The 18,870-nt window shown below is 35.6% G+C and carries 15 protein-coding genes; 12 read left to right on the top strand and 3 right to left on the bottom strand.

Annotated features, from left to right (window positions below):
- Nucleotides 1-125 precede the first annotated feature (125 nt).
- From IPN41_03710 to IPN41_03685, 6 genes are all read left to right on the top strand, one after another.
- Nucleotides 126-1,382, top strand: a complete 1,257-nt coding sequence (locus IPN41_03710; GenBank protein ID QQS60200.1) for an Nramp family divalent metal transporter — start codon at nt 126-128, stop codon at nt 1,380-1,382.
- A 76-nt stretch (nt 1,383-1,458) separates the two neighbouring features.
- A complete protein-coding gene (locus tag IPN41_03705) occupies nt 1,459-2,661 on the top strand; it encodes a prepilin-type N-terminal cleavage/methylation domain-containing protein (GenBank protein ID QQS60808.1) in 1,203 nt (400 codons plus the stop codon).
- Between the two features lie 8 nt (nt 2,662-2,669).
- Nucleotides 2,670-3,233, top strand: coding sequence for a histidine phosphatase family protein (locus IPN41_03700; protein QQS60199.1), 564 nt, complete (start codon nt 2,670-2,672; stop codon nt 3,231-3,233).
- Nucleotides 3,234-3,327: 94 nt separating this feature from the next.
- Entirely contained in the window at nt 3,328-3,756 is a 429-nt protein-coding gene (locus tag IPN41_03695; protein QQS60198.1) for a hypothetical protein, read from the top strand.
- Between the two features lie 103 nt (nt 3,757-3,859).
- Nucleotides 3,860-4,168 (top strand): hypothetical protein, encoded by a 309-nt coding sequence (locus IPN41_03690; protein ID QQS60197.1) that lies wholly within the window; start codon nt 3,860-3,862, stop codon nt 4,166-4,168.
- Between the two features lie 11 nt (nt 4,169-4,179).
- Nucleotides 4,180-4,329, top strand: coding sequence for a hypothetical protein (locus tag IPN41_03685; protein QQS60196.1), 150 nt, complete (start codon nt 4,180-4,182; stop codon nt 4,327-4,329).
- 505 nt (nt 4,330-4,834) lie between these two features.
- Here the strand turns inward: IPN41_03685 and metG are convergent.
- Nucleotides 4,835-6,514, bottom strand: coding sequence for a methionine--tRNA ligase (gene metG / locus IPN41_03680; GenBank protein ID QQS60195.1), 1,680 nt, complete (start codon nt 6,512-6,514; stop codon nt 4,835-4,837).
- An 88-nt stretch (nt 6,515-6,602) separates the two neighbouring features.
- On the opposite strand from metG, the gene IPN41_03675 reads away from it, so the two are divergent.
- Nucleotides 6,603-8,000: an FAD-binding oxidoreductase gene (locus tag IPN41_03675; protein ID QQS60194.1), complete on the top strand. Its 1,398-nt coding sequence runs from the start codon at nt 6,603-6,605 to the stop codon at nt 7,998-8,000.
- 153 nt (nt 8,001-8,153) lie between these two features.
- Here the strand turns inward: IPN41_03675 and IPN41_03670 are convergent, their stop codons facing one another.
- The gene (locus tag IPN41_03670) at nt 8,154-9,899 is read right to left on the bottom strand and encodes an ABC transporter ATP-binding protein (protein QQS60193.1); all 1,746 of its coding nucleotides are present in this window, start codon (nt 9,897-9,899) and stop codon (nt 8,154-8,156) included.
- Between the two features lie 161 nt (nt 9,900-10,060).
- Between IPN41_03670 and eno the strand changes: the two genes are divergently transcribed.
- Entirely contained in the window at nt 10,061-11,305 is a 1,245-nt protein-coding gene (gene eno / locus IPN41_03665) for a phosphopyruvate hydratase (protein ID QQS60192.1), read from the top strand.
- A gap of 89 nt (nt 11,306-11,394) precedes the next feature.
- Complete coding sequence (locus IPN41_03660) at nt 11,395-12,201, top strand: prohibitin family protein (protein ID QQS60191.1); 807 nt, start codon at nt 11,395-11,397, stop codon at nt 12,199-12,201.
- Between the two features lie 64 nt (nt 12,202-12,265).
- On the opposite strand, the gene gyrB is transcribed toward IPN41_03660, so the two are convergent.
- Nucleotides 12,266-14,281 carry a DNA topoisomerase (ATP-hydrolyzing) subunit B gene (gene gyrB / locus IPN41_03655; GenBank protein ID QQS60190.1) on the bottom strand — a complete coding sequence of 672 codons (2,016 nt, stop codon included), beginning with the start codon at nt 14,279-14,281 and terminating at the stop codon, nt 12,266-12,268.
- 154 nt (nt 14,282-14,435) lie between these two features.
- Between gyrB and IPN41_03650 the strand changes: the two genes are divergently transcribed.
- From IPN41_03650 to IPN41_03640, 3 genes are read left to right on the top strand one after another with little or no spacing between them, the layout of a single operon-like run.
- Complete coding sequence (locus IPN41_03650; protein ID QQS60189.1) at nt 14,436-16,772, top strand: DUF3160 domain-containing protein; 2,337 nt, start codon at nt 14,436-14,438, stop codon at nt 16,770-16,772.
- An 8-nt stretch (nt 16,773-16,780) separates the two neighbouring features.
- Entirely contained in the window at nt 16,781-17,701 is a 921-nt protein-coding gene (locus tag IPN41_03645; protein QQS60188.1) for a hypothetical protein, read from the top strand.
- 35 nt (nt 17,702-17,736) lie between these two features.
- Nucleotides 17,737-18,837: a rod shape-determining protein RodA gene (locus IPN41_03640; GenBank protein QQS60187.1), complete on the top strand. Its 1,101-nt coding sequence runs from the start codon at nt 17,737-17,739 to the stop codon at nt 18,835-18,837.
- The last annotated feature ends 33 nt before the right edge of the window (nt 18,838-18,870 follow it).

Raw genomic sequence — 18,870 nt, 5'->3', positions numbered from 1 at the left:
TTTATTGTATTAAATAATGTAATGAGGTCAATTGATGATAATTTAATGGAGGCTTTTTTATATGAAAAATAGTAGTTTGATATCAAATGTTCCTTGTTTAACCTAGCTTTTGCTATACTAAATGTATGAAAAAAATAAAAGCATTTTTAAAGAAACTAGGACCAGGCTTTATCACCGGTGCTTCTGATGATGATCCTTCTGGTATTGCTACTTACTCACAAACAGGTAGTCAGTTTGGGTATAGTCAATTATGGACTGCTCTTTTTTCATTTCCTTTTATGACCATTATTCAAGAGATATGTGGTCGAATTGGTATGGTGACTGGAAAAGGATTAGCCAAAGTTGTAAAAGAACATTATGGACGGACAGTTTTATTTGGAGCCGTGGCTATACTCTGTATTGCTAATACAATAAACATTGGTGCTGATTTAGGCGCTATGGCAGCGGCCGGACAACTTTTGATCGGCTTTCCCTTTTTAGTTTGGCTATTAGTAATAACTGGTATAACTTTGGCCCTTGAAATTTTTGTTTCCTATGCAACATATGCAAGATTTTTAAAATATTTGACCTTGTCATTGTTTGCCTATGTAGTGACAGCTTTTGTTATCAAACAAGATTGGAGTGAGATTATTTTTTCAACCTTGGTCCCAAGTTTTTCTTTTTCTAGGTTATATCTTTTAAATATCGTGGCCATTTTAGGAACAACTATTTCTCCCTATCTATTCTTTTGGCAGGCTGACGAGGAAGTTGAAGAAGAAATTGCTAATCATAAACTGACGGAAAACAGTAATGCCAAACCTCGTATTAACTATCGGGATATTCGGCGAATGCGTGTTGATACTTTTATCGGCATGCTTTTTTCAAATCTTGTGATGTTTTTTATCATTGTAACAACTGCCTCAACTTTAGGTGTGCACGGATTGACTACTATTACCACGGCTGATCAAGCGGCCGCTGCTTTACGTCCATTAGCTGGTGATTTTGCTTTTCTTCTTTTTGCAGCCGGAATAATTGGTACCGGATTGTTAGCTGTGCCAATTTTGGCTGGCTCAGCTTCATATGCTTTGGCCGAAACATTTAATTGGAAAGCTGGACTTGGAAAGAAATTTAATCAAGCCAAAGCATTTTATGTAATTATTATAATTAGCACCTTAGTGGGAGTTTTGATAAATTTCACGCCAATACAACCGTTTCAGATGCTATATTATACAGCTATTTTAAATGGAATTTGTGCACCGCCTCTGTTGATTTTAATTATGTTGATTAGTCGTAATAAAAAAATTATGGGGCAGTATACTAATTCAGGGCTAAGTAATACTATGGGTTGGATTATTGCCGTGGTAATGAGTTTAGCAGCTATTGCTTTAATTATTACTATATAATTTTATCGGAGATTTTAAGAATATATGAGATTAAAACAAAGATGTCGGAATAATGCCACTATGCTATACTAAAATTATGATAATTACTAAAATGCCAAACATATTAAAGAAAAAAATCAAAGGTTTTACCTTAGTGGAGGTTCTTGTTTCTGTAGCGATTATTGGGATTTTAGTTAGTCTCAGTGTTATTGCTTCAACTAATGTTCGCTTAAAAACAAGAGATACAAAACGTCTTTCTGATATTAGCTCAATCGTTAATGCTTTACAGGCATATTATGATTCTACAAAGACGTATCCGACAATGATTTTTCCAGGTCAGCCGATCGCTTCAAATGGCATTACCTTTTTAAAGGCTGTTCCTTCAAACCCTATGCCTCGGACAGATGGGGGTTGTGTTGGTTCAGATTATACCTATGTAACAACTACGACTGGGTATAAATTAACTTTCTGTATTGGTTCAAATAATGGTGACTATCCTAAAGGTATTGTAATTTGTAAAAATGGAAATTGTTTAGTGCAGGATGATTGTGGTGAAGATGTTACAGATAGGGATGGATTTTCTTATAGAACAATTGAGATTGGTGGGCAATGTTGGATGGCACAAAATTTAAGAACTATAACAAAGCCAGATGGCACGCAACTTGATACTAGAGTTGGTCACTGGTGTAGTGTCTATCCTTCTCCTTGCCCGTATCCCGACCCAACCTATGTCGCTTCTGAGCGATACTGTATGCAAACGGTCAATAATTGCAATCCTCCCTATAGTGAACATGCAGTTTATACCTGGTATGCGGCAATGAACGTTGACCCGTTTGATATAACAATGCCTCTCGAAAAATCTCAAGGTCTATGTCCTGATGGCTGGCATATTCCTTCGCACGATGAATTCACAATTCTAGAGCGTAGTCTTTGCGATGATGCTTTTTGTGATACTCATTTTCCTTATGATCTAACGACTACAGGTCCAAGAGGTGACGGAGAGGGAATCGCCTTACAAAGTGAAGCTGGCTTTGATTTTGGATATTATGGTGGTTCCTTTGCTAGATCTGGAGTTAGCTGCCCAATTAATTGGCCACTACCATATTGCACAGGAAATTCAGATGATCATTTTGGGTCAGGTGGAGATATTTGGACATCAACAACTTCAGGATCAGTGGGTACCAGTGATTTTCATAAAGCTTGGTTTAGAAATATTAATACCTCTGTTCCTACGCAGATTGTAAGAAACAATAATTATTCAAAATTTACTAAATTTTCAGTTCGTTGTATTAAAAATTAAGAATTAACATGAAGCTTATCTTCCTCCGTCATGGACAAACAAACTATAATGTGAAAGCTTTATGCAATAGCAAGCCGAACCCGAAGGTTCGGCTGACTGCTTTAGGTCGTAAGCAAGCTGAAGTAGCTGCTCAACTATTAAAAAAAGAAAAAATTGATATTATTATTATTTCAGAACTGCTTCGGACTAAACAAACAGCACGTATTGTTAATCGTTTTTATCATAAACCGATTATTGAGGATGGTCGCTTAAATGACCGTAGTACCGGCTTTGAGAATAAATCAGTTAGTTACTTTTATGAGTGGCGAGAAAAACAAAAAAACCCTTGGACTGCAACGCCTCGTGGAGGTGAGTCGTATGCTGATTTAAAAAAACGGCTGGCTAGCTTTCTTAAAGATATACAGAAAGAGTCCTATAAAACTGTTTTGGTTGTTTCTCATTTGCCAGTCTTAGCTGCTGCTTATGCCTATTTTAAAGGTTTTTCAGACGAAAAAACCGGTCTTTGGACAGAGAAAGAAATACCAAATTGTAAGATTATGAAGTTTAATACTCCTGTTAATAGAAGAAAATAACTTGACAAAATTTAAAAAAAGAGTATTATTATGAAAATACTGAAATTCAGTATTTTTGTTCTTTTTTATTTAAAATCAAAAAAATAAAAACAAAATGGCAAAGAAAACCCTCTCCAACTCAGAGAAAAGTGATCAAGTTTGTGTTTTGTGTCGCAAAACAGTCGGGATTAGTGAGCGGTACACTATCCAAATAATTAACAAAGAGTCTAAAGAAAAACTTTTCTTCCATATTACTAAGGAAGACGGTTTTTCCTTAAGTAAGGATCAGCTTTGTGAGTTTGGGTCAATATCAAGCAAAAATGTTTTTGACCCATTAATTGTCAGCCCCAAAGTTTTTAATGATTTCAGGGGACGTCTCAACTCATTGTATATTCTTACGAAGGAAGAAGAAGAAGCAAGGGCTTATGGATCGCAAAAAATTTTTGAGAAAATTCTTTTTTACGACAAGAAACGTCGTGACGAGGAATGTCAAGATGAGAGAGAAAGCGGGGGAAGTTTCGCCATGGCTGCTAGTATGGCGTAAAAAACTGATTTGATAAAATTTCAGGCTATTAGGAAACTAATAGTCTGCTTTTTTATCCACAGAAAATATTGTGACACTTTGTAAGATTTGTTATAATTTAGTAATGAATATTTTAGAAGATCAACAAGAACTATCTGGATACTTTGCTGATTGCTTAATTGAAGCAAAATATGTTTCTGGTTTGGATGAAGCCGGGCACGAAACAATTCGGCAAGATTTAATTGAGCGGATTAATCGAGAAATAAGTCAGGTTATTTTTGATAATCTGAGTTCAAGTCAGTTAGAAGAAATGGAGAATCTACTTGATGAAGAAGATATGCATCGTATATCTATTTTTTTGCGAGATTCAATCCCTGATTTACGACGTTTGATTCTTCGACGTTTAGTTGAAATTAAAAATGAAACTAATTAAAATTTTTTTATATGAATAATGAATCATTTTCAGATTTTGAAGCCAAAGATACTAATTTTTTTGAAGGTAAACATCATCTAATAGCTTCTTTGGTTCTTGGTACTTTGTTTGAAGATGAAAATGATATCAGGAGTGCTTTTAATGAAACGATTTCTGAGTAGTTTTTAGTCTTTCATTCTCATTATTTTTTCTGTCATCTTGTACTCCTTACTTGTCATCCCTGCGAAGGCAGGGATCTGGGTAAAATATATTACACATAGTATTCACAAGATCCCCGACCAAGTCGGGGATGACAGTGGAGAGGCGGGGATTTCAGAGGGTACTTGTATTGTATGTAACAAGTCTTAGAAAATGTACGTAACAGGTGAATGAATTCAAGAATGTGGCCGAGCTTACTGTTTGACGAGTCCGAGTAGAGCGAGGACGAGGAGTTTAAGCGAGGCTTCTTGAATGAACGATACCTGTAGTACATTTTCTCTAGGCTTGTTATTTTGGTGCCACCTTTTTTCAAAAGGTGGCAATGTTTGATTAAAGGAAGGATTAAATAAAAAGAAAAGGATAATCCTTTTGTAATATCAAGACTTGATCCCCGATCAAGTCGGGGATGACAGAGTAAAATAACGGGGATGACAGAAAAAACACCCAGTCAAATGACCGGGTGTTTTTCTATTTATACTTCTCATTAAAGTCAGTTGGATCGACTTCAATTTTTTTAAATAAAGGTTCGGGGTTGTTGGTAATGATGTTCTTTACCAATTCTTCTAGAGTATTAATTTCAGGCCACGTTTCAACTGTTATAGAAAGCATAGTAAATAGTTTTGATGCAGAGTTTGGGGCTACTGGAGTCAACAATACCCCTAATGCTAGGCTAATTAATAAAGAACTATGCATAATAGAAATATAATGATTTTCGTCAGTTTTTTTGACAATCCATGGTGTGGTATCAGATAAATATTTATTACCAAAAGCAGATAGCTCCATTATTCGCTCAGCGTATTTTTTAAAGTTACATCCAGCTAATAAATCTTTTGCTTCCGTAACAGCTGCGGCCACTTCAGCAACAACTTTTTCATCAGGTTTTGTAGAATTAAAATTAAGACCTTCAGAAAGCTTAATTGTTCTAAATAAAAAGTTTCCAAGATTGGCAATAACTAAATTATTGGTCTTGGTAATAAAATCATCCCAAGAAAAATCACTGTCATGGTTTTCTGGCATAATTAAACAAAGATATATTCTAATAAGATCAAGGTCAAAATCTTCTAGAATTTTATTTGGATCAAGTGTTACGCCAAAGCTCTTGGAAAAAGCTTGATTATTTAAAGTTAAAAATTGATTAACGGCTGGAAAATCTGGAAGATGAAGTTTTTCATCATAAGCATGAAGTTGACCTGGCCAAAAAATTGTATGGAAAACTAAATTATCTTTGCCCATAAAATAATAGTGCTTTGCTTCAGTGTTATGCCAAAATTCTTGCCAGTAGTCTGGACTATTATTATCTCGAGAAAGTTTTATTGAAGCTGAGAGATAACCAATTACGGCCTCAAACCAAACATAGATTCGTTTATGTTCATAGCCTTCAATTAGTTGGTCTTTCGGAATTCGGTCAGCGGGGATTTCAACCCCCCAGTCAAGGTCACGGGTAATGGCTCGAGGTTTCAAGCCATTCTCCAGCCAATTTTTTGATTCATTAAAAATCCATGGACGCCAGTTTGGACCATACTGAGAAACATAGGTATTAAGAAAAGATTCAAGTTTTGGCCAATCAAAAAAATAGTGTTCGGTTTCTTTCATTGTGACTGAAGCTTTGGTAAGTTTACTAATTGGATTAATTAATTCACCTTGAGCTAATACTTTGCCACAATTATCACATTGATCACTTCTGGCTTCAGAGTCACCACAATGAGGACAAGTTCCTTCAACATAGCGATCGGGTAAAAAACGTTTTTCTGTTTCTGAAAAATATTGATCAGAACGATTTTTAAAGAGTAATCCTTTTTGTAATAGGGTAATAAATAAATCTTGGACAACTTCTTTATGAACCGGATTATCAGTCTTGGTATAAAGATCAAAGCTCAGCTGGAGTTTATTAAATAAAGTCTCATGCTGAGGATAATATTCACTAACAATTGCTTGTGGGGTTGTTTGTCTTTTGTCGGCTTCAACTGTTACAGGAGTTCCAAAGCAGTCAGACCCAGAAACCATCATTACTTCATTGCCAATAAAACGGTTAAAACGTGCAAAAATATCAGCCGGGATTAAATAACCAGCTAAATGACCAAAGTGAATATTGCCGTTAACATATGGCCAGGCCACACCAATAAATATTTTTTTCGGTGAATGTTCCATATTGTTGATTATAGTAAAGTGGTTTGATTATAGCAGTTTTTATTAAAATTTCAAATATAATTCAGTATCTATATGATATAATCTATATATGAAAAATAACTCTCCTTGGATTGCTCAATTGAGGTTAGAACGTTCAACTCGACAATTTTCTGGAAACATAAAAACTAATTCACTCGTGATTGGTGGCGGGATTGCTGGTATTACCACGGCTTTTTATATTCTTCAAAAGACCTCACAGTCGGTTATCTTGTTAGAGGCGGATATAATTGCTCATGGAGCAACTGGACATAATGCCGGTCAAGTAACAAGTTATTTTGAACGTCACTTTGTTGAGTTGGTGGAAGATTTTGGCTTGGAGATGGCCGCAGCTGGTCAAGCAGCTATTGAGGGGGCCTGGGAACTTTTAGATGAAATAATTTCTATTACAAATATTTCTGTGCCTCTATATAAATTTACCGGTTACGCTGGGTTTTCAACGTTAGAACAATTAATATTTCGCTTGGAAGAAGAGAAACTTCGAGAACAATCTGGTTTGCCGGTTCATACTTTTTTTGTAGCTAATGATCCTTTGTTGATTCTACGTATTCCGGAAGAATTTAGTCATTTATATGTAGTTGTTTCAGAGCAGAGGATTATGGACTTACTTGAAACAGGGGATACTTCATATATAGCTGTGAAATGTAGCACTAAAGGATGTCTTAACAGTGCCTTATTTTGTGAACAGCTAGTTGAGTGGATGGAAAAGTATTACTCTAACCGCTTCACAGTATATGAACACAGCCCTGTTCGTTGCCTCCGCTTGCAGGCAAATCAGGTTATTGCTGAAAATGATCAAGGGGAGATAGTTGCTAATGAGGCAATATTATGTACAAACGGATTTGAAAATATATCATTAATTAATGAGTTGGGAGTTGATATAAATGGTCGTTTTCATGAAACAGTTTCTGGAACAATTGGTTATATGGCTGGTTATGTTAGCCCTGAAGATAAATCTCCAATAGCTATAAGTTATTTTGAGAAAGAGCATAATTCTCGACTTGATCCATATATGTATTTAACACGTCGACCTAGTGAACAGAGAACAACTTCAACTCATAATTTAACTTGTATTGGTGGGCCTGAAAGTGAGCTTGATGATAAGTTAAGCTATAATCGACATGAGCACGTCTATCCAGAAGAAGCTCAAAAAAGTATTTCTTCTTTTTTACAAAAGAATCATCGGCTTGATAACGACAATCTAGAATATAATTTTTTATGGCATGGTTTGATGGGATATACGAGTAATGGAGTTCGCTTGATTGGCCAAGAACCTTGTAATAAAAATTTATATTATAATTTAGGTTGTAACGGAATAGGCATCTTGCCATCAATCTATGGGGCATGGAGAATCGCTGAGCTTTTAAATGGGACTCAGTTGCGTCCTTCAATGTTTGATGTTTTGGATAAGCGGTGTGAGGTTATCCCTAATGATGGAGGTAATAATTAAAGGTATAAAATTAGAACCATGTTAATATGCAGAGAGGTATAAGATTCTTATTAGAATTTATGTCGGTTTATTATCGGAGAACAGACAAACTTTATAACCTTATAACTTTTTAACTTTACAACCTTGTAACCTTATAACTTTATAACTACATAGCTATATTTCTTCTCCGTTCTGCTGTCGCCACAAAGCAGAATATAAGCCTGGCTTGGTTAAGAGGGTATCATGGGTTCCTTGCTCGGTGATACGTCCTTTTTCCAAAACGTAGATATGGTTGGCATCCATAATTGTTGAAAGACGATGAGCAATTAGAATAGTAATTAATTCTGGTTTGACGACAGTAATATTTTTTATAGTTTCTGTAATGGCTTTTTCAGTAATACTATCAAGGCTAGAAGTTGCTTCATCAAAAATAATTACATCTGGTTTACGCAAAAGAGCTCGAGCAATAGCAAGGCGTTGTTTTTCGCCACCAGAAATTTTTAAGCCCCCTTCACCAATTTTTGTTTCTAAGCCTTCGCCACTTCGTTCTAATAAACTTAAGGCTGCTGCATGCTTGAGGGCTTCAAGACATTCCTCATCAGTCGCTTTTGGATTTACGAATAATAAGTTTGCCCTGATAGTTCCAGCAAATAGCTGTGTATCTTGAGAAACATAACTTATTTTTTGTTTAAAGCTATCGGCGGTAATTGTTTGTAAATCCAAGTTATTGATTTCTATAGAGCCACTGGTTGGTTGATAGAGACCTAACAATAATTTAATAAGGCTAGTTTTTCCAGAACCAGAGGGGCCGGCAAAGGCGATGGTCTCTCCTGGATGGATAGCAAGTGAAATATTTTTTAGGGTTGGTTGATTTTCTTCGCTATAGGAAAAAGTAACATCTTTAAAATGTAATGAAGAAATTTTATCAATGACATTGACTCTATTTATAGACTCTTCTGGTTTCATATTTAAAATTCCATCCAATATTTCGTTTGATGCTTTGGCTTCTTGATATTGAGTTGCAACAGTGCTTAATTCACTAAGAGGATTAAAAATAGCAAAGGAGTAGAATAATAGACTAAAAAATTGTCCAAGGGTAATTTCTTGTTTAAAAATTAACCAAAGCATTAACATCATTAAGGCCGAGCGACAAAGATTTATCATTGTCCCTTGAATAAAACTTAATTTTCGTACAAGTTTTATTTTTGTTAATTCTAAATTAAGAATTTCGTTATTAACTTGGTTTAAGCGATCTGTTTCTTGTTTTTCTAGACCAAGACTTTTTACCAACTCAACGTTACGAAGGGTTTCGGTGGTTGAGCCAGCAAGTGAGCTCATTTTTTTAACAATCGCTTGCTGTGCCTGTTTAATTTTTTTGCTAATAAAAAATGTTAAACTTCCAAGTGTTGGCAAAAGCATGAAATAACTAACAAAAATTAGCCAGTGAACAGTGGCCGAATAAACTAAAACAAATAAGAGTCCAATTAATGAAACAAATACTACATTGACGCCACTGGTGATAATGGCTTGGTTATCAAGTCGAGCTTTTTGAATTTTTTGTAAAATTTCCCCCGATTTTTGATCTTCAAAAACAAAATATGGCAACTGTAATGAGTGACTAATTGCCCGAGCGTATAAGGCTGTGCCAATATTTTGAGTAACGTAATTTACATAGTAATCCTGAAAGTTTTTAGCAATACGAGAAATAAGTGCCACTGAGATTGATCCAAGAAGCAAGTAGCCCACTCCGCGAATAAAAACATCAGGTGAAAGTTCATTCACCTTATTAATATAATTATCAATCAGCATTCTAAAGATCTGAGGATCAAGAAGTGAAAAAACCTGGTTAATTGTTGCCAGGCCAAGGATAAGCGCTAATTTTTGCTTATGTTTTTTGAGATATTGTAGAGTTAATTTCATAGTTTATATAGGATAGCGATAAATTGAGTTTTTGTCTAGGATTATAGGAAAAAGAACGCCAATGGGTTATAATGTTGATAAGGTTAAAAGGTTATAAAGAACTTAGATCGTGTGCATGCATACTTTATAACCTTAAGAACTTTATAACCTTATAACTTTTTATGAACATTTCTGCAATTACAGCTCGTGAGATTTTGGATAGTCGAGGAAATCCAACCATTGAAGCCACAGTTCGCTTGGTTGATGGAAGTGAAGGAATTGCCTCTGTCCCTTCAGGAGCCTCCACGGGTACTTATGAAGCCTTGGAATTACGAGATGCTCGCTCGGATCGATATAATGGTAAGGGTGTTCTGCGGGCTATAAAAAACATTGAAACAACAATTTCTGATGCCTTAGTTGGCTTTAATGTGCAAGATCAAGCTGGCCTTGATGCTGTGATGTTAAAACTTGATGGTACTGATAATAAAAGTAAATTAGGTGCCAACGCTATTTTAGCTGTTTCTTTGGCTTCAGCTCGGGCAGCAGCTGTGTCTGAAAAAGTTCCTTTATACACACATTTAAGAAAATTTTTTCCAGAGGCAGGAAATGAATACATATTACCAATTCCTTTAATGAATATAATGAATGGTGGGGCTCATGCAAATTGGACAACTGATATACAGGAATACATGGTTATGCCTCAGTCGGAAACAATGGCTGAGAGAGTCAGAATGGGAGAAGAAATATATCAATCTTTAAAAACAATTATAGAAAAAGCCGGATATAGTGATGCCATTGGTGATGAAGGTGGCTTTGCTCCTGAAGTTAAAGACAACGAAGAGCCTTTTGCATTAATTCTTGAAGCTATAGAAGCAGCTGGGTATGAAGCTGGTAAAGATGTTTATTTGGCTATTGATGCGGCGGCCTCTGAATGGTATCGCAATGGACAATATCATTTAAAGAAACAGGGGAATATGGATAGTCTTCGACTGGTCGAGTGGTACCAGAGTTTAATAAAAAAATATCCACTTACTTCTTTAGAAGATCCATTTGGTGAAGATGACTGGAGCTCGTTTCGTGATTTTACTGCTAAGGTTGATAACAAAATTCAAGTTGTGGGAGATGATTTATATGTTACTAATGTTAATCGTATTGAGAGAGGGATCCAGGAAAAAGCTACAACAGCTGTTTTGATTAAACCCAATCAGATTGGAACGTTATCGGAAACAATTGCGGCAATTAAATTAGCTCATAATAATGGTCAAAAAACAATTATTTCTCATCGTAGCGGTGAAACAATGGATGATTTTATCGCTGATTTGGCTGTGGCAGCAAATTCTGGACAAATTAAGGCTGGCGCACCAGCCCGAGGTGAGCGAGTAGCAAAGTATAATCGGTTGATGGAAATTGAGAAGGAGCTTGGATAAAAAACAAAAATAATTTGGCCTATGCTATACTTTAGGTATAGTGGAATATAACTTATTAGAATTTTATATCTATTTAAAATAGAAAAAATATGGAAAACTATAAAAAGTTTTTTAAGTGGGCGACAATTGTAATTGCAGTTTTTGTTATTTTTTCAATAATCAATCCTTTTGTTTTAATCGGGGCTGGTAAACGAGGAATTGTTATGAATTTTGGTGCGGTTCAGGATTCAATACTTGGTGAGGGTATTCATTTCAGGATACCAATTGTTCAAAAAGTCGCAAAAATGGATATTCAAACTCAAAAATTAGAAGTGAAGGCCTTAGCCTACTCTAAAGATATTCAAACCGTTGAGAGTCAATTAGCCTTAAATTATCATTTAAAAGCTGATGAAGTTAATAAACTCTGGCAAGAAGTTGGTGACGACTATGAATCTCGTTTAATTGATCCATCAATCCAAGAGAGCGTTAAAGCAGCCACAGCCAGGTTCACGGCTCAAGAGTTAATTGAACAGCGGGCACGAGTAAAAGATGAAATCAAGACAGAATTATTTAATCGCTTAGGAAAATATTTTGTAGTTGATGAGTTTTCAATCATTGATTTTTCATTTAGTGATGAGTATGAAAAAGCGGTTGAAGCTAAACAAGTCGCCCAACAATCAGCATTAAAAGCCGAGAATGATTTGCAAAGAATTAAAACTGAAGCTGAACAACGAATTGCTCAAGCAAAAGCCGAAGCCGAAGCTATCAAAGTTCAATCTGAAGCTGCTAATAATGATAAGTATATAAACTTAAAAGCTCTGGAAGTTCAAAAAGCTGCGGTGGAAAAATGGAACGGAGTTTTGCCAAGTCAGATGATTCCAAATGCCTCTTTGCCTTTCATTAATTTGAATAAATAGAAAAGTTAAATTGATTAATAAAAAAGATGCTCTTACGCATCTTTTTTGTTTAAAGTAAAATTTATTATATATCCAAATTTTCTACCTTCTGAGCATGAGTTTGAATAAAGTGTTTTCGTGGAGCAACATCACCACCCATTAACATTTCAAAAGTTTCAGAAGCCGCAGCCGCATCATCAACCGTAACTTGTTTCATTAAGCGAGTCTGTGGATCCATGGTTGTTTCCCAAAGTTGGGATGGGTTCATTTCTCCAAGACCCTTATAGCGTTGAATATTAATTCTCGTCGCGCCTTTTACTTTTTTAACTTCTGCTTCTTCTTCAGTATCAGTGGCATCACTACCTTCTTCTGGATTTTCAATAATTTCAACATCAGCTCCACCTAACTCTTTAATAATTGCCAATTTCTCTTTATCAGAGAAAGCATATTTTATAGTTGTGCCTTTCTTAACTTGATACAATGGTGGTTGGGCAATATATAAATAGCCATCACGAACTAATTCGTTAAAGTGACGGAAGAAGAGTGTTAACAACAACGTTCTGATATGAGCTCCGTCAACGTCAGCATCGGTCATAATAATAATGCGGTGGTAGCGTAATTTTGTAATATCAAATTGGTCGTCAATATTTGTGCCAAGGGCAATAACTAAATTTTTTATTTCGTTATTGGCAAGCATTTTATCAAGACGAGCTCGTTCAACGTTAAGAATTTTTCCACGAAGTGGCAAGATTGCTTGAAAACCACGGTCTCTGCCTTGCTTAGCAGAACCACCAGCTGAATCTCCCTCAACAATATATAATTCGGATTCTTCTGGTTTGCGACTTGAACAATCTGCTAATTTTCCTGGCAAGGTCATGCCTTCCAAAGCGCCTTTGCGTAAAATTGTAGCGCGGGCAGTTCTGGCAGCAATACGAGCTTGAGCTGATAAGACACATTTAGCCACAATGGCCTCAGCTTCTCGAGGATGTTCCTCAAGGAAGGTTGTAAAAGCATCACCCATAACTTGCTCAACATAGGTTTTCATTTCGGCATTACCAAGTTTGTCTTTGGTTTGACCTTCAAATTGAGGGTCAGCAAGTTTGACACTAATAATTCCTGTTAAGCCTTCGCGAACATCATCACCAGTTAGGTTTTCTTCTTTTTCTTTTAGAATATTATGACCGCGAGCATAAGTGTTTAAAGTTCGAGTCAAAGCGGTTCGAAAGCCGACTAAGTGTGTTCCGCCTCCGGGGTTAATAATGTTATTAGCAAAGGCTAAGACATTTTCATTAAAGCCATCATTATACTGAAGAGCAATTTCAACCTTTGAGTCATTAATATCTTTCTCAATATAGAAAATCGTTTCATTTTTTACCGTGCTATTTCGGTGCAGAGATTTAACATAGGTTTTTATACCGCCTTCAAAATAGAATGTAAAATGTTTTGGTGTATGATTGTTTCGTTGATCAATTAAATGAAGGGTAATGGCTTTGGTTAAATATGCTTGTTGACGAAGTCTGTCGAGAATTTTTCCCCAGTTATATTCTAGATCTTCAAAAATTGTGGCGTCTGCTTTAAAAATAATAGTTGTTCCAGTCCGTTTACTTGTTCCCGTGGCCGCGACCTTTTTTTGAGGAATTCCTTGTTTATATTCTTGGGTCCAGATTTTTCCATCACGATGAATCTCAGCTCGTAAATATGAGCTTAAAGCATTGACGACGCTGACACCAACTCCGTGTAAGCCACCAGAAACTTTATATCCACCACCGCCAAATTTTCCACCAGCATGTAGTTTTGTTAAGACTGTTTCTAGAGCGGAAACTTTTGTACCTTTATGAAGATCTACTGGAATACCGCGACCGTTATCAGCTACCGAGACCATACCATCAGCCAGTAAGATTGTGGTGATTTCAGTGGCAAAGCCCGCCATGGCTTCGTCAATTGAGTTATCGATCACTTCCCAGACAAGGTGATGTAGTCCAGCCGATGAGGTTGAACCAATATACATACCCGGTCGCTTTCGAACTGGGTCTAGTCCTTCTAGGACGGTAATTGAATCAGCGCTGTAATTTGATTTTGATGGTGGTACAGATTTTGTCATATTGTAAGAATAAGGGGCAGAGAAATATAAGAAAATTGCTTAAAAAATAATTTAAAAAAGGTTGTAGAACCTATTATTAGAATAGCAAAAATTTAGTCTCCTGGCAAGGTATTTTTTTAGCCAAAAGTGGTGGAAATATGGTATAGTAATGGATATGTTTATTGATCATACTAGATCATTAGCGGCTGAAGAAACTCCAACTGTTGAGTCAACACCGCCCCCAAAGAATTTTAAGAAAATACTCATTATTAGTATTTTTGTTTTGGTTATAGGTGGTGCAGCCTGGTGGTGGTTTCAATCAAATCGTGAATCAAGCAAAACTTCAGAAATAAATTCCGGGGAAAACCCACCAGTTGTCTTGCCAACAAACCCAGTGTTGCCATCAAATAATTCTGAAGATGATCCAAATGGAAATAATAGTTTAAAAAATGAAGCTGTTGCTTTTGGCTCTTTTTATAAGAGTTTTAATGAGCCATTTGATCAAAAAATTAAAACGATAGATTTACCCCTTAATGTTAAATCTGATGTTTCAAATTATTATGTAGTAGCTCGAAAAATAAACATTGATAGTGCTGTTTCTAGTTTAAATAAAAATGGTTTTGCTATTATTGATAATCCTTATACTAAAGAAGCCGATTCTTTTTTTGGAGTCTATAATCAACTTAACCAACAGGGGTTACCAATACTCGTGACTTCAGATTTTCTACTATATTATTATCAGAACTCGCTTAAGCATATGTATAAAGAGATTGAGTCGTCGTATTTTTATGATAATCTCTGGAAAGTTAATAAGCAGATGTTTGAAGTAGCTTATAATCGTTTTCAAGAACGACAACGCAAACTTGGTACTGGGACTGATTCTTTGTTAGAGGCTGAGCGTTTGGAGGCAAGTTACTTTGCTACTTCTTTGGTTTTATTAAGTCCCAAGCCCATTCAAATTAATAGTAATGAAGATTTAGTTGATACTCGTAAATTTAAGCCAAGCGAAGCTCAAAAATATGAATTTGTTGTTCCGTCTTATTTTGCTGAAGATGTGGCTCGTGAAGTTGCCTTAATTCAAGAAGGCAAGAAAACAATTAAATCACCCCTCTTATTGTACTCTAAGGATTACACAGATTTTAAAGTACCAGAGGAATATAGTAGCAGTGCAAAATTAAGAAATTTTTACTTAGCTAGCCGTTGGCAATCCACCTTATTCCCTTTGAATTATAAAGACGAAAATTGTCCCAACTGTCTTTTGGACAAAGATGATTGGACAATTAATCAGACAGCTGCATTTTTAATGAGTGAGGATATGTCAATGAATCAGAGTATTAAGAATGAATGGGCTAAAGTATATAAAGTAATGAGTTATTTCTTGGGTTTACGAAGTGGGCTAACGTATCTTCACTATCAAGCGGTCCGTCAAGAAACTTTCAAGGACAAATCAATTGAGGATATTTTTACTACAGAAGCTTTTGCTAATCTTGTAACCTTACAAACAAAGTTAAAAAGTATTCCTTTTAAATTAAGTGAGGGTGCATATAACAGTGAGGACAGCCAAGAAAGATCATTAATTGGTATGCGGTTATTACAAACAACCTATTGGCCTGATCAGTATATTTATAAACAGCTTACGTATGAACCGGTTGGGGGGCATAATCGTTCTAAAAATAGCCTGGGGAAGCAGAATTCCTATTTTACATCCTGTTATAATGGAAAAAAGAATTTGCTTTATCGATGTCAGGGGATTGGTTTTGATATTTTAGGAACGGTGACAAATGAAACGCCGGTTAGTGGTTTTATAAAAGATAATATTGATTATAGTCAATATGATGATCAACGAGCCAAGCTTATAGAAGAATTTTCAGCGTATAATCAAGGAGAGTGGTATGTAAATAACTTTTGGACAAACTTAAGTATTATTAAACAGTATGTCAATGAAAAAATTCCTAGATTAGCTTATCGAGAAACTATACCTTGGAAAGATCGTCAGATTACTTCAGCTCTGGCTGGGTTAAGTTCACTACAGTTATCTTCAGATGAATGGGAAATTAATCGTGTCAGCCCAGGAAAAAATTTGGTCACTACATCTGGTGATTCAAAGTTCCATTTCATAGAAGCACAGAATAGTCTTAATGATGAATTAGTAGCAAATACCTCAATGCTTCAGAAAGCCTTATCTGAATTAGGAGTTATTCAAGATACGGATGCTCAATTTAAGGATCTACTTGATAAATTAAAAATGATTCGTGAGATTACACGTCAAGAATTAAAAGGTGAAAAATTATCAACTAATAACCATCAGTTTATTGTTGATTTGGTAAGTCAGTATTCAGTACGTAAACAGGGAAGTCGGGTAGTTTCAACCCGTTTCACAAGTCCTGATAAAAAGGAAACAACCAGTATACGACAAACAGTTGGCCCCTTGAAGTTATTGTTAGTTATCTATGAAGAAAATGGTCAAAAGATTCTCGTTGTTGGACCGGTGATGAGTTATAAAGAAGAGTAAAAATTTCTATGCCAGAATTAAATTCAAAAAAAGAATTACCCTTAACCGAGATTAGTAATTTTCGGGATGAGTCGGGAGTCTCAACTAGACGCTTGGAGTTTGGCTTATGGTTTATTCGCCATCGTAAGCATTTTTTTATTGGGGCAATTATTTTTTTGAGTCTTATTTCCGTAAGCACAATTGGTTATTCAATTTATAATTTTTCTCATTATTTAATTGTTGGTCGTGACCAGGATGAGCAGTTGTATAAAGATATTAGCTCAAGTGCTAATCAATTAGTGAGCAGGCCCGTGGTTGATAATTATTTATCTATCTCAGAAGTAACCTTACTATTAAATCAAAATAACCAAGCGGATTTTGTTGGAAAGGTAGTTAGCGCTCATAATCGTTCAGTTATAAATTTTTCCTATTATTTTGATGTGAATGGTGAACAAATTGGGGCTGGCAATACTTTTGTGTTACCAGGAGATACAAAATATGTAATGGCTTTGAATCAAAAGCTTACCTCTACACCGTCTGGCGCCGAATTGATTATTACTGATATAAGTTATAATCCAATGCCTCGAGAGGTTATTCCTTTGTGGCAAGAATATCGGGCCGATCGATTACGATTACAGGTACAAGATGCCACTTATATACCCGGACAAGACAGTGGTTTATCAGAAAAGATTAGTCTTGGGGAATTGAGTTTTACAATAATTAATCAGGGAGGATTTAGTTATAAACAACTACCACTGGCCATTGTATTACGATTGGGAGATAGGATTGTTTCCGCTTCCCGTTATTATATTGATAATTTCCGCTCCGGAGAAAAAAAGTCAGTCCACATAAGTTGGCCTGGTAGCTGGGCGGGGATGAGTAAGATTGAAATTATTCCTGATATTAATATTCTTGACGAAAATGTTTATTTGCAGTATTCCTCAGAGTAGCTACGGACGTAGCTTTAATTATTGATTGATAGATAATGCTCAAAAAGTTATTTTTTTTATTTAAACAGATTGATTGGTTCCTCTTGGGACCAATTATTGTCTTGGTCTGTTTTAGTTTAGTAGAAATTTATAGTATTAGCCTTGGCCAAACTGGTGCTGATTTAGTTTTTTTTCGAAAACAAGTTGCCTTTGTAATTGTGGGGATTATTTTATACTTAGTGTTATCGGCTTTTGATTTCCATCATTTTTTTAGCTATTCAAATTATTTATATATCGGAGGAATACTACTGCTAGTATTGGTCTTAATTTTTGGAGAAACTATAAACGGTACCAGAGGTTGGTTTTATATATTTGGCTTTGGATTACAACCAGTTGAGTTAGTTAAAATTATTTTAATTATTTCTTTGGCTCGATATTTTTCAAAAGAATCAGTTACTATTAGACCCCTTCGACATTTTATTATAAGTGCGGCAACAATGGCTTTTTGTGCTGTATTAGTTTTACTTCAACCAGATTTTGGTTCAGCTGCTTTGCTGTTTGCAATTTGGCTGGTTTTTGTGGCTGGAGTTGGTTTTGAAAAAAAGTATTTATTATTTATTGGGATTGGTTTAGTAATAGTTTTTGCGCTTGCCTGGCAATTTGTCTTTAAAGATTATCAACGGGATCGCCTATTAAGCTTTTTACAACCCTCCGCTACCTCAACACATTATAATGTCCGACAAGCGATTATTGCTGTTGGAGCTGGTGGGCTGTATGGTCGCGGACTTGGTTTTGGCTCTCAATCGCAGCTAAAGTTTTTGCCAGAAGCAAATACTGATTTCATTTTTGCTGTTATCGCTGAAGAATTAGGTTTAATTGGGGTCTTGATGGTGATTGGATGTTTTGCTTTAATCTTGTATCGTTTAATTTTATATTTACCTCATATACGTAATTATTTTGGTTCTTTAATCATTATTGGTGGGGTGGGCTTGATTTTTATTGAAATGTTTATTAATATTGGTATGAATATAGGCATTTTGCCAGTTGTTGGTATTCCTTTGCCCTTTGTGAGTTATGGAGGTAGTGCTCTCTTAGCTCATATGGGGTTAGCCGGAATTATGCAAAATATTATTAGCCGCTCAGCTGCTAAACGGTAACTATATAGTTATAAAGCTAGAAAGTTCAGAAAG

Source organism: Candidatus Falkowbacteria bacterium, from assembly GCA_016699775.1.
In the GTDB taxonomy this organism is placed as follows: Bacteria; Patescibacteriota; Patescibacteriia; order Patescibacteriales; family Patescibacteriaceae; genus Patescibacterium; species Patescibacterium danicum.
Note: the sequence above shows the minus strand (reverse complement) of the source record. Positions and strands in the feature narration are given on the sequence as shown.

Bases quoted from the DNA above. Each gene is read 5' to 3' on its own strand.
- IPN41_03650 (QQS60189.1), top strand. From the start codon at position 14,436: ATGTTTATTGATCATACTAGATCATTAGCGGCTGAAGAAACTCCAACT.
- IPN41_03690 (QQS60197.1), top strand. From the start codon at position 3,860: ATGAATATTTTAGAAGATCAACAAGAACTATCTGGATACTTTGCTGAT.
- IPN41_03660 (QQS60191.1), top strand. From the start codon at position 11,395: ATGGAAAACTATAAAAAGTTTTTTAAGTGGGCGACAATTGTAATTGCA.
- IPN41_03695 (QQS60198.1), top strand. From the start codon at position 3,328: ATGGCAAAGAAAACCCTCTCCAACTCAGAGAAAAGTGATCAAGTTTGT.
- IPN41_03710 (QQS60200.1), top strand. From the start codon at position 126: ATGAAAAAAATAAAAGCATTTTTAAAGAAACTAGGACCAGGCTTTATC.
- IPN41_03640 (QQS60187.1), top strand. From the start codon at position 17,737: ATGCTCAAAAAGTTATTTTTTTTATTTAAACAGATTGATTGGTTCCTC.
- gyrB (QQS60190.1), bottom strand. From the start codon at position 14,281: ATGACAAAATCTGTACCACCATCAAAATCAAATTACAGCGCTGATTCA.
- IPN41_03675 (QQS60194.1), top strand. From the start codon at position 6,603: ATGAAAAATAACTCTCCTTGGATTGCTCAATTGAGGTTAGAACGTTCA.
- IPN41_03705 (QQS60808.1), top strand. From the start codon at position 1,459: ATGATAATTACTAAAATGCCAAACATATTAAAGAAAAAAATCAAAGGT.
- metG (QQS60195.1), bottom strand. From the start codon at position 6,514: ATGGAACATTCACCGAAAAAAATATTTATTGGTGTGGCCTGGCCATAT.
- IPN41_03700 (QQS60199.1), top strand. From the start codon at position 2,670: ATGAAGCTTATCTTCCTCCGTCATGGACAAACAAACTATAATGTGAAA.
- IPN41_03645 (QQS60188.1), top strand. From the start codon at position 16,781: ATGCCAGAATTAAATTCAAAAAAAGAATTACCCTTAACCGAGATTAGT.
- IPN41_03685 (QQS60196.1), top strand. From the start codon at position 4,180: ATGAATAATGAATCATTTTCAGATTTTGAAGCCAAAGATACTAATTTT.
- IPN41_03670 (QQS60193.1), bottom strand. From the start codon at position 9,899: ATGAAATTAACTCTACAATATCTCAAAAAACATAAGCAAAAATTAGCG.
- eno (QQS60192.1), top strand. From the start codon at position 10,061: ATGAACATTTCTGCAATTACAGCTCGTGAGATTTTGGATAGTCGAGGA.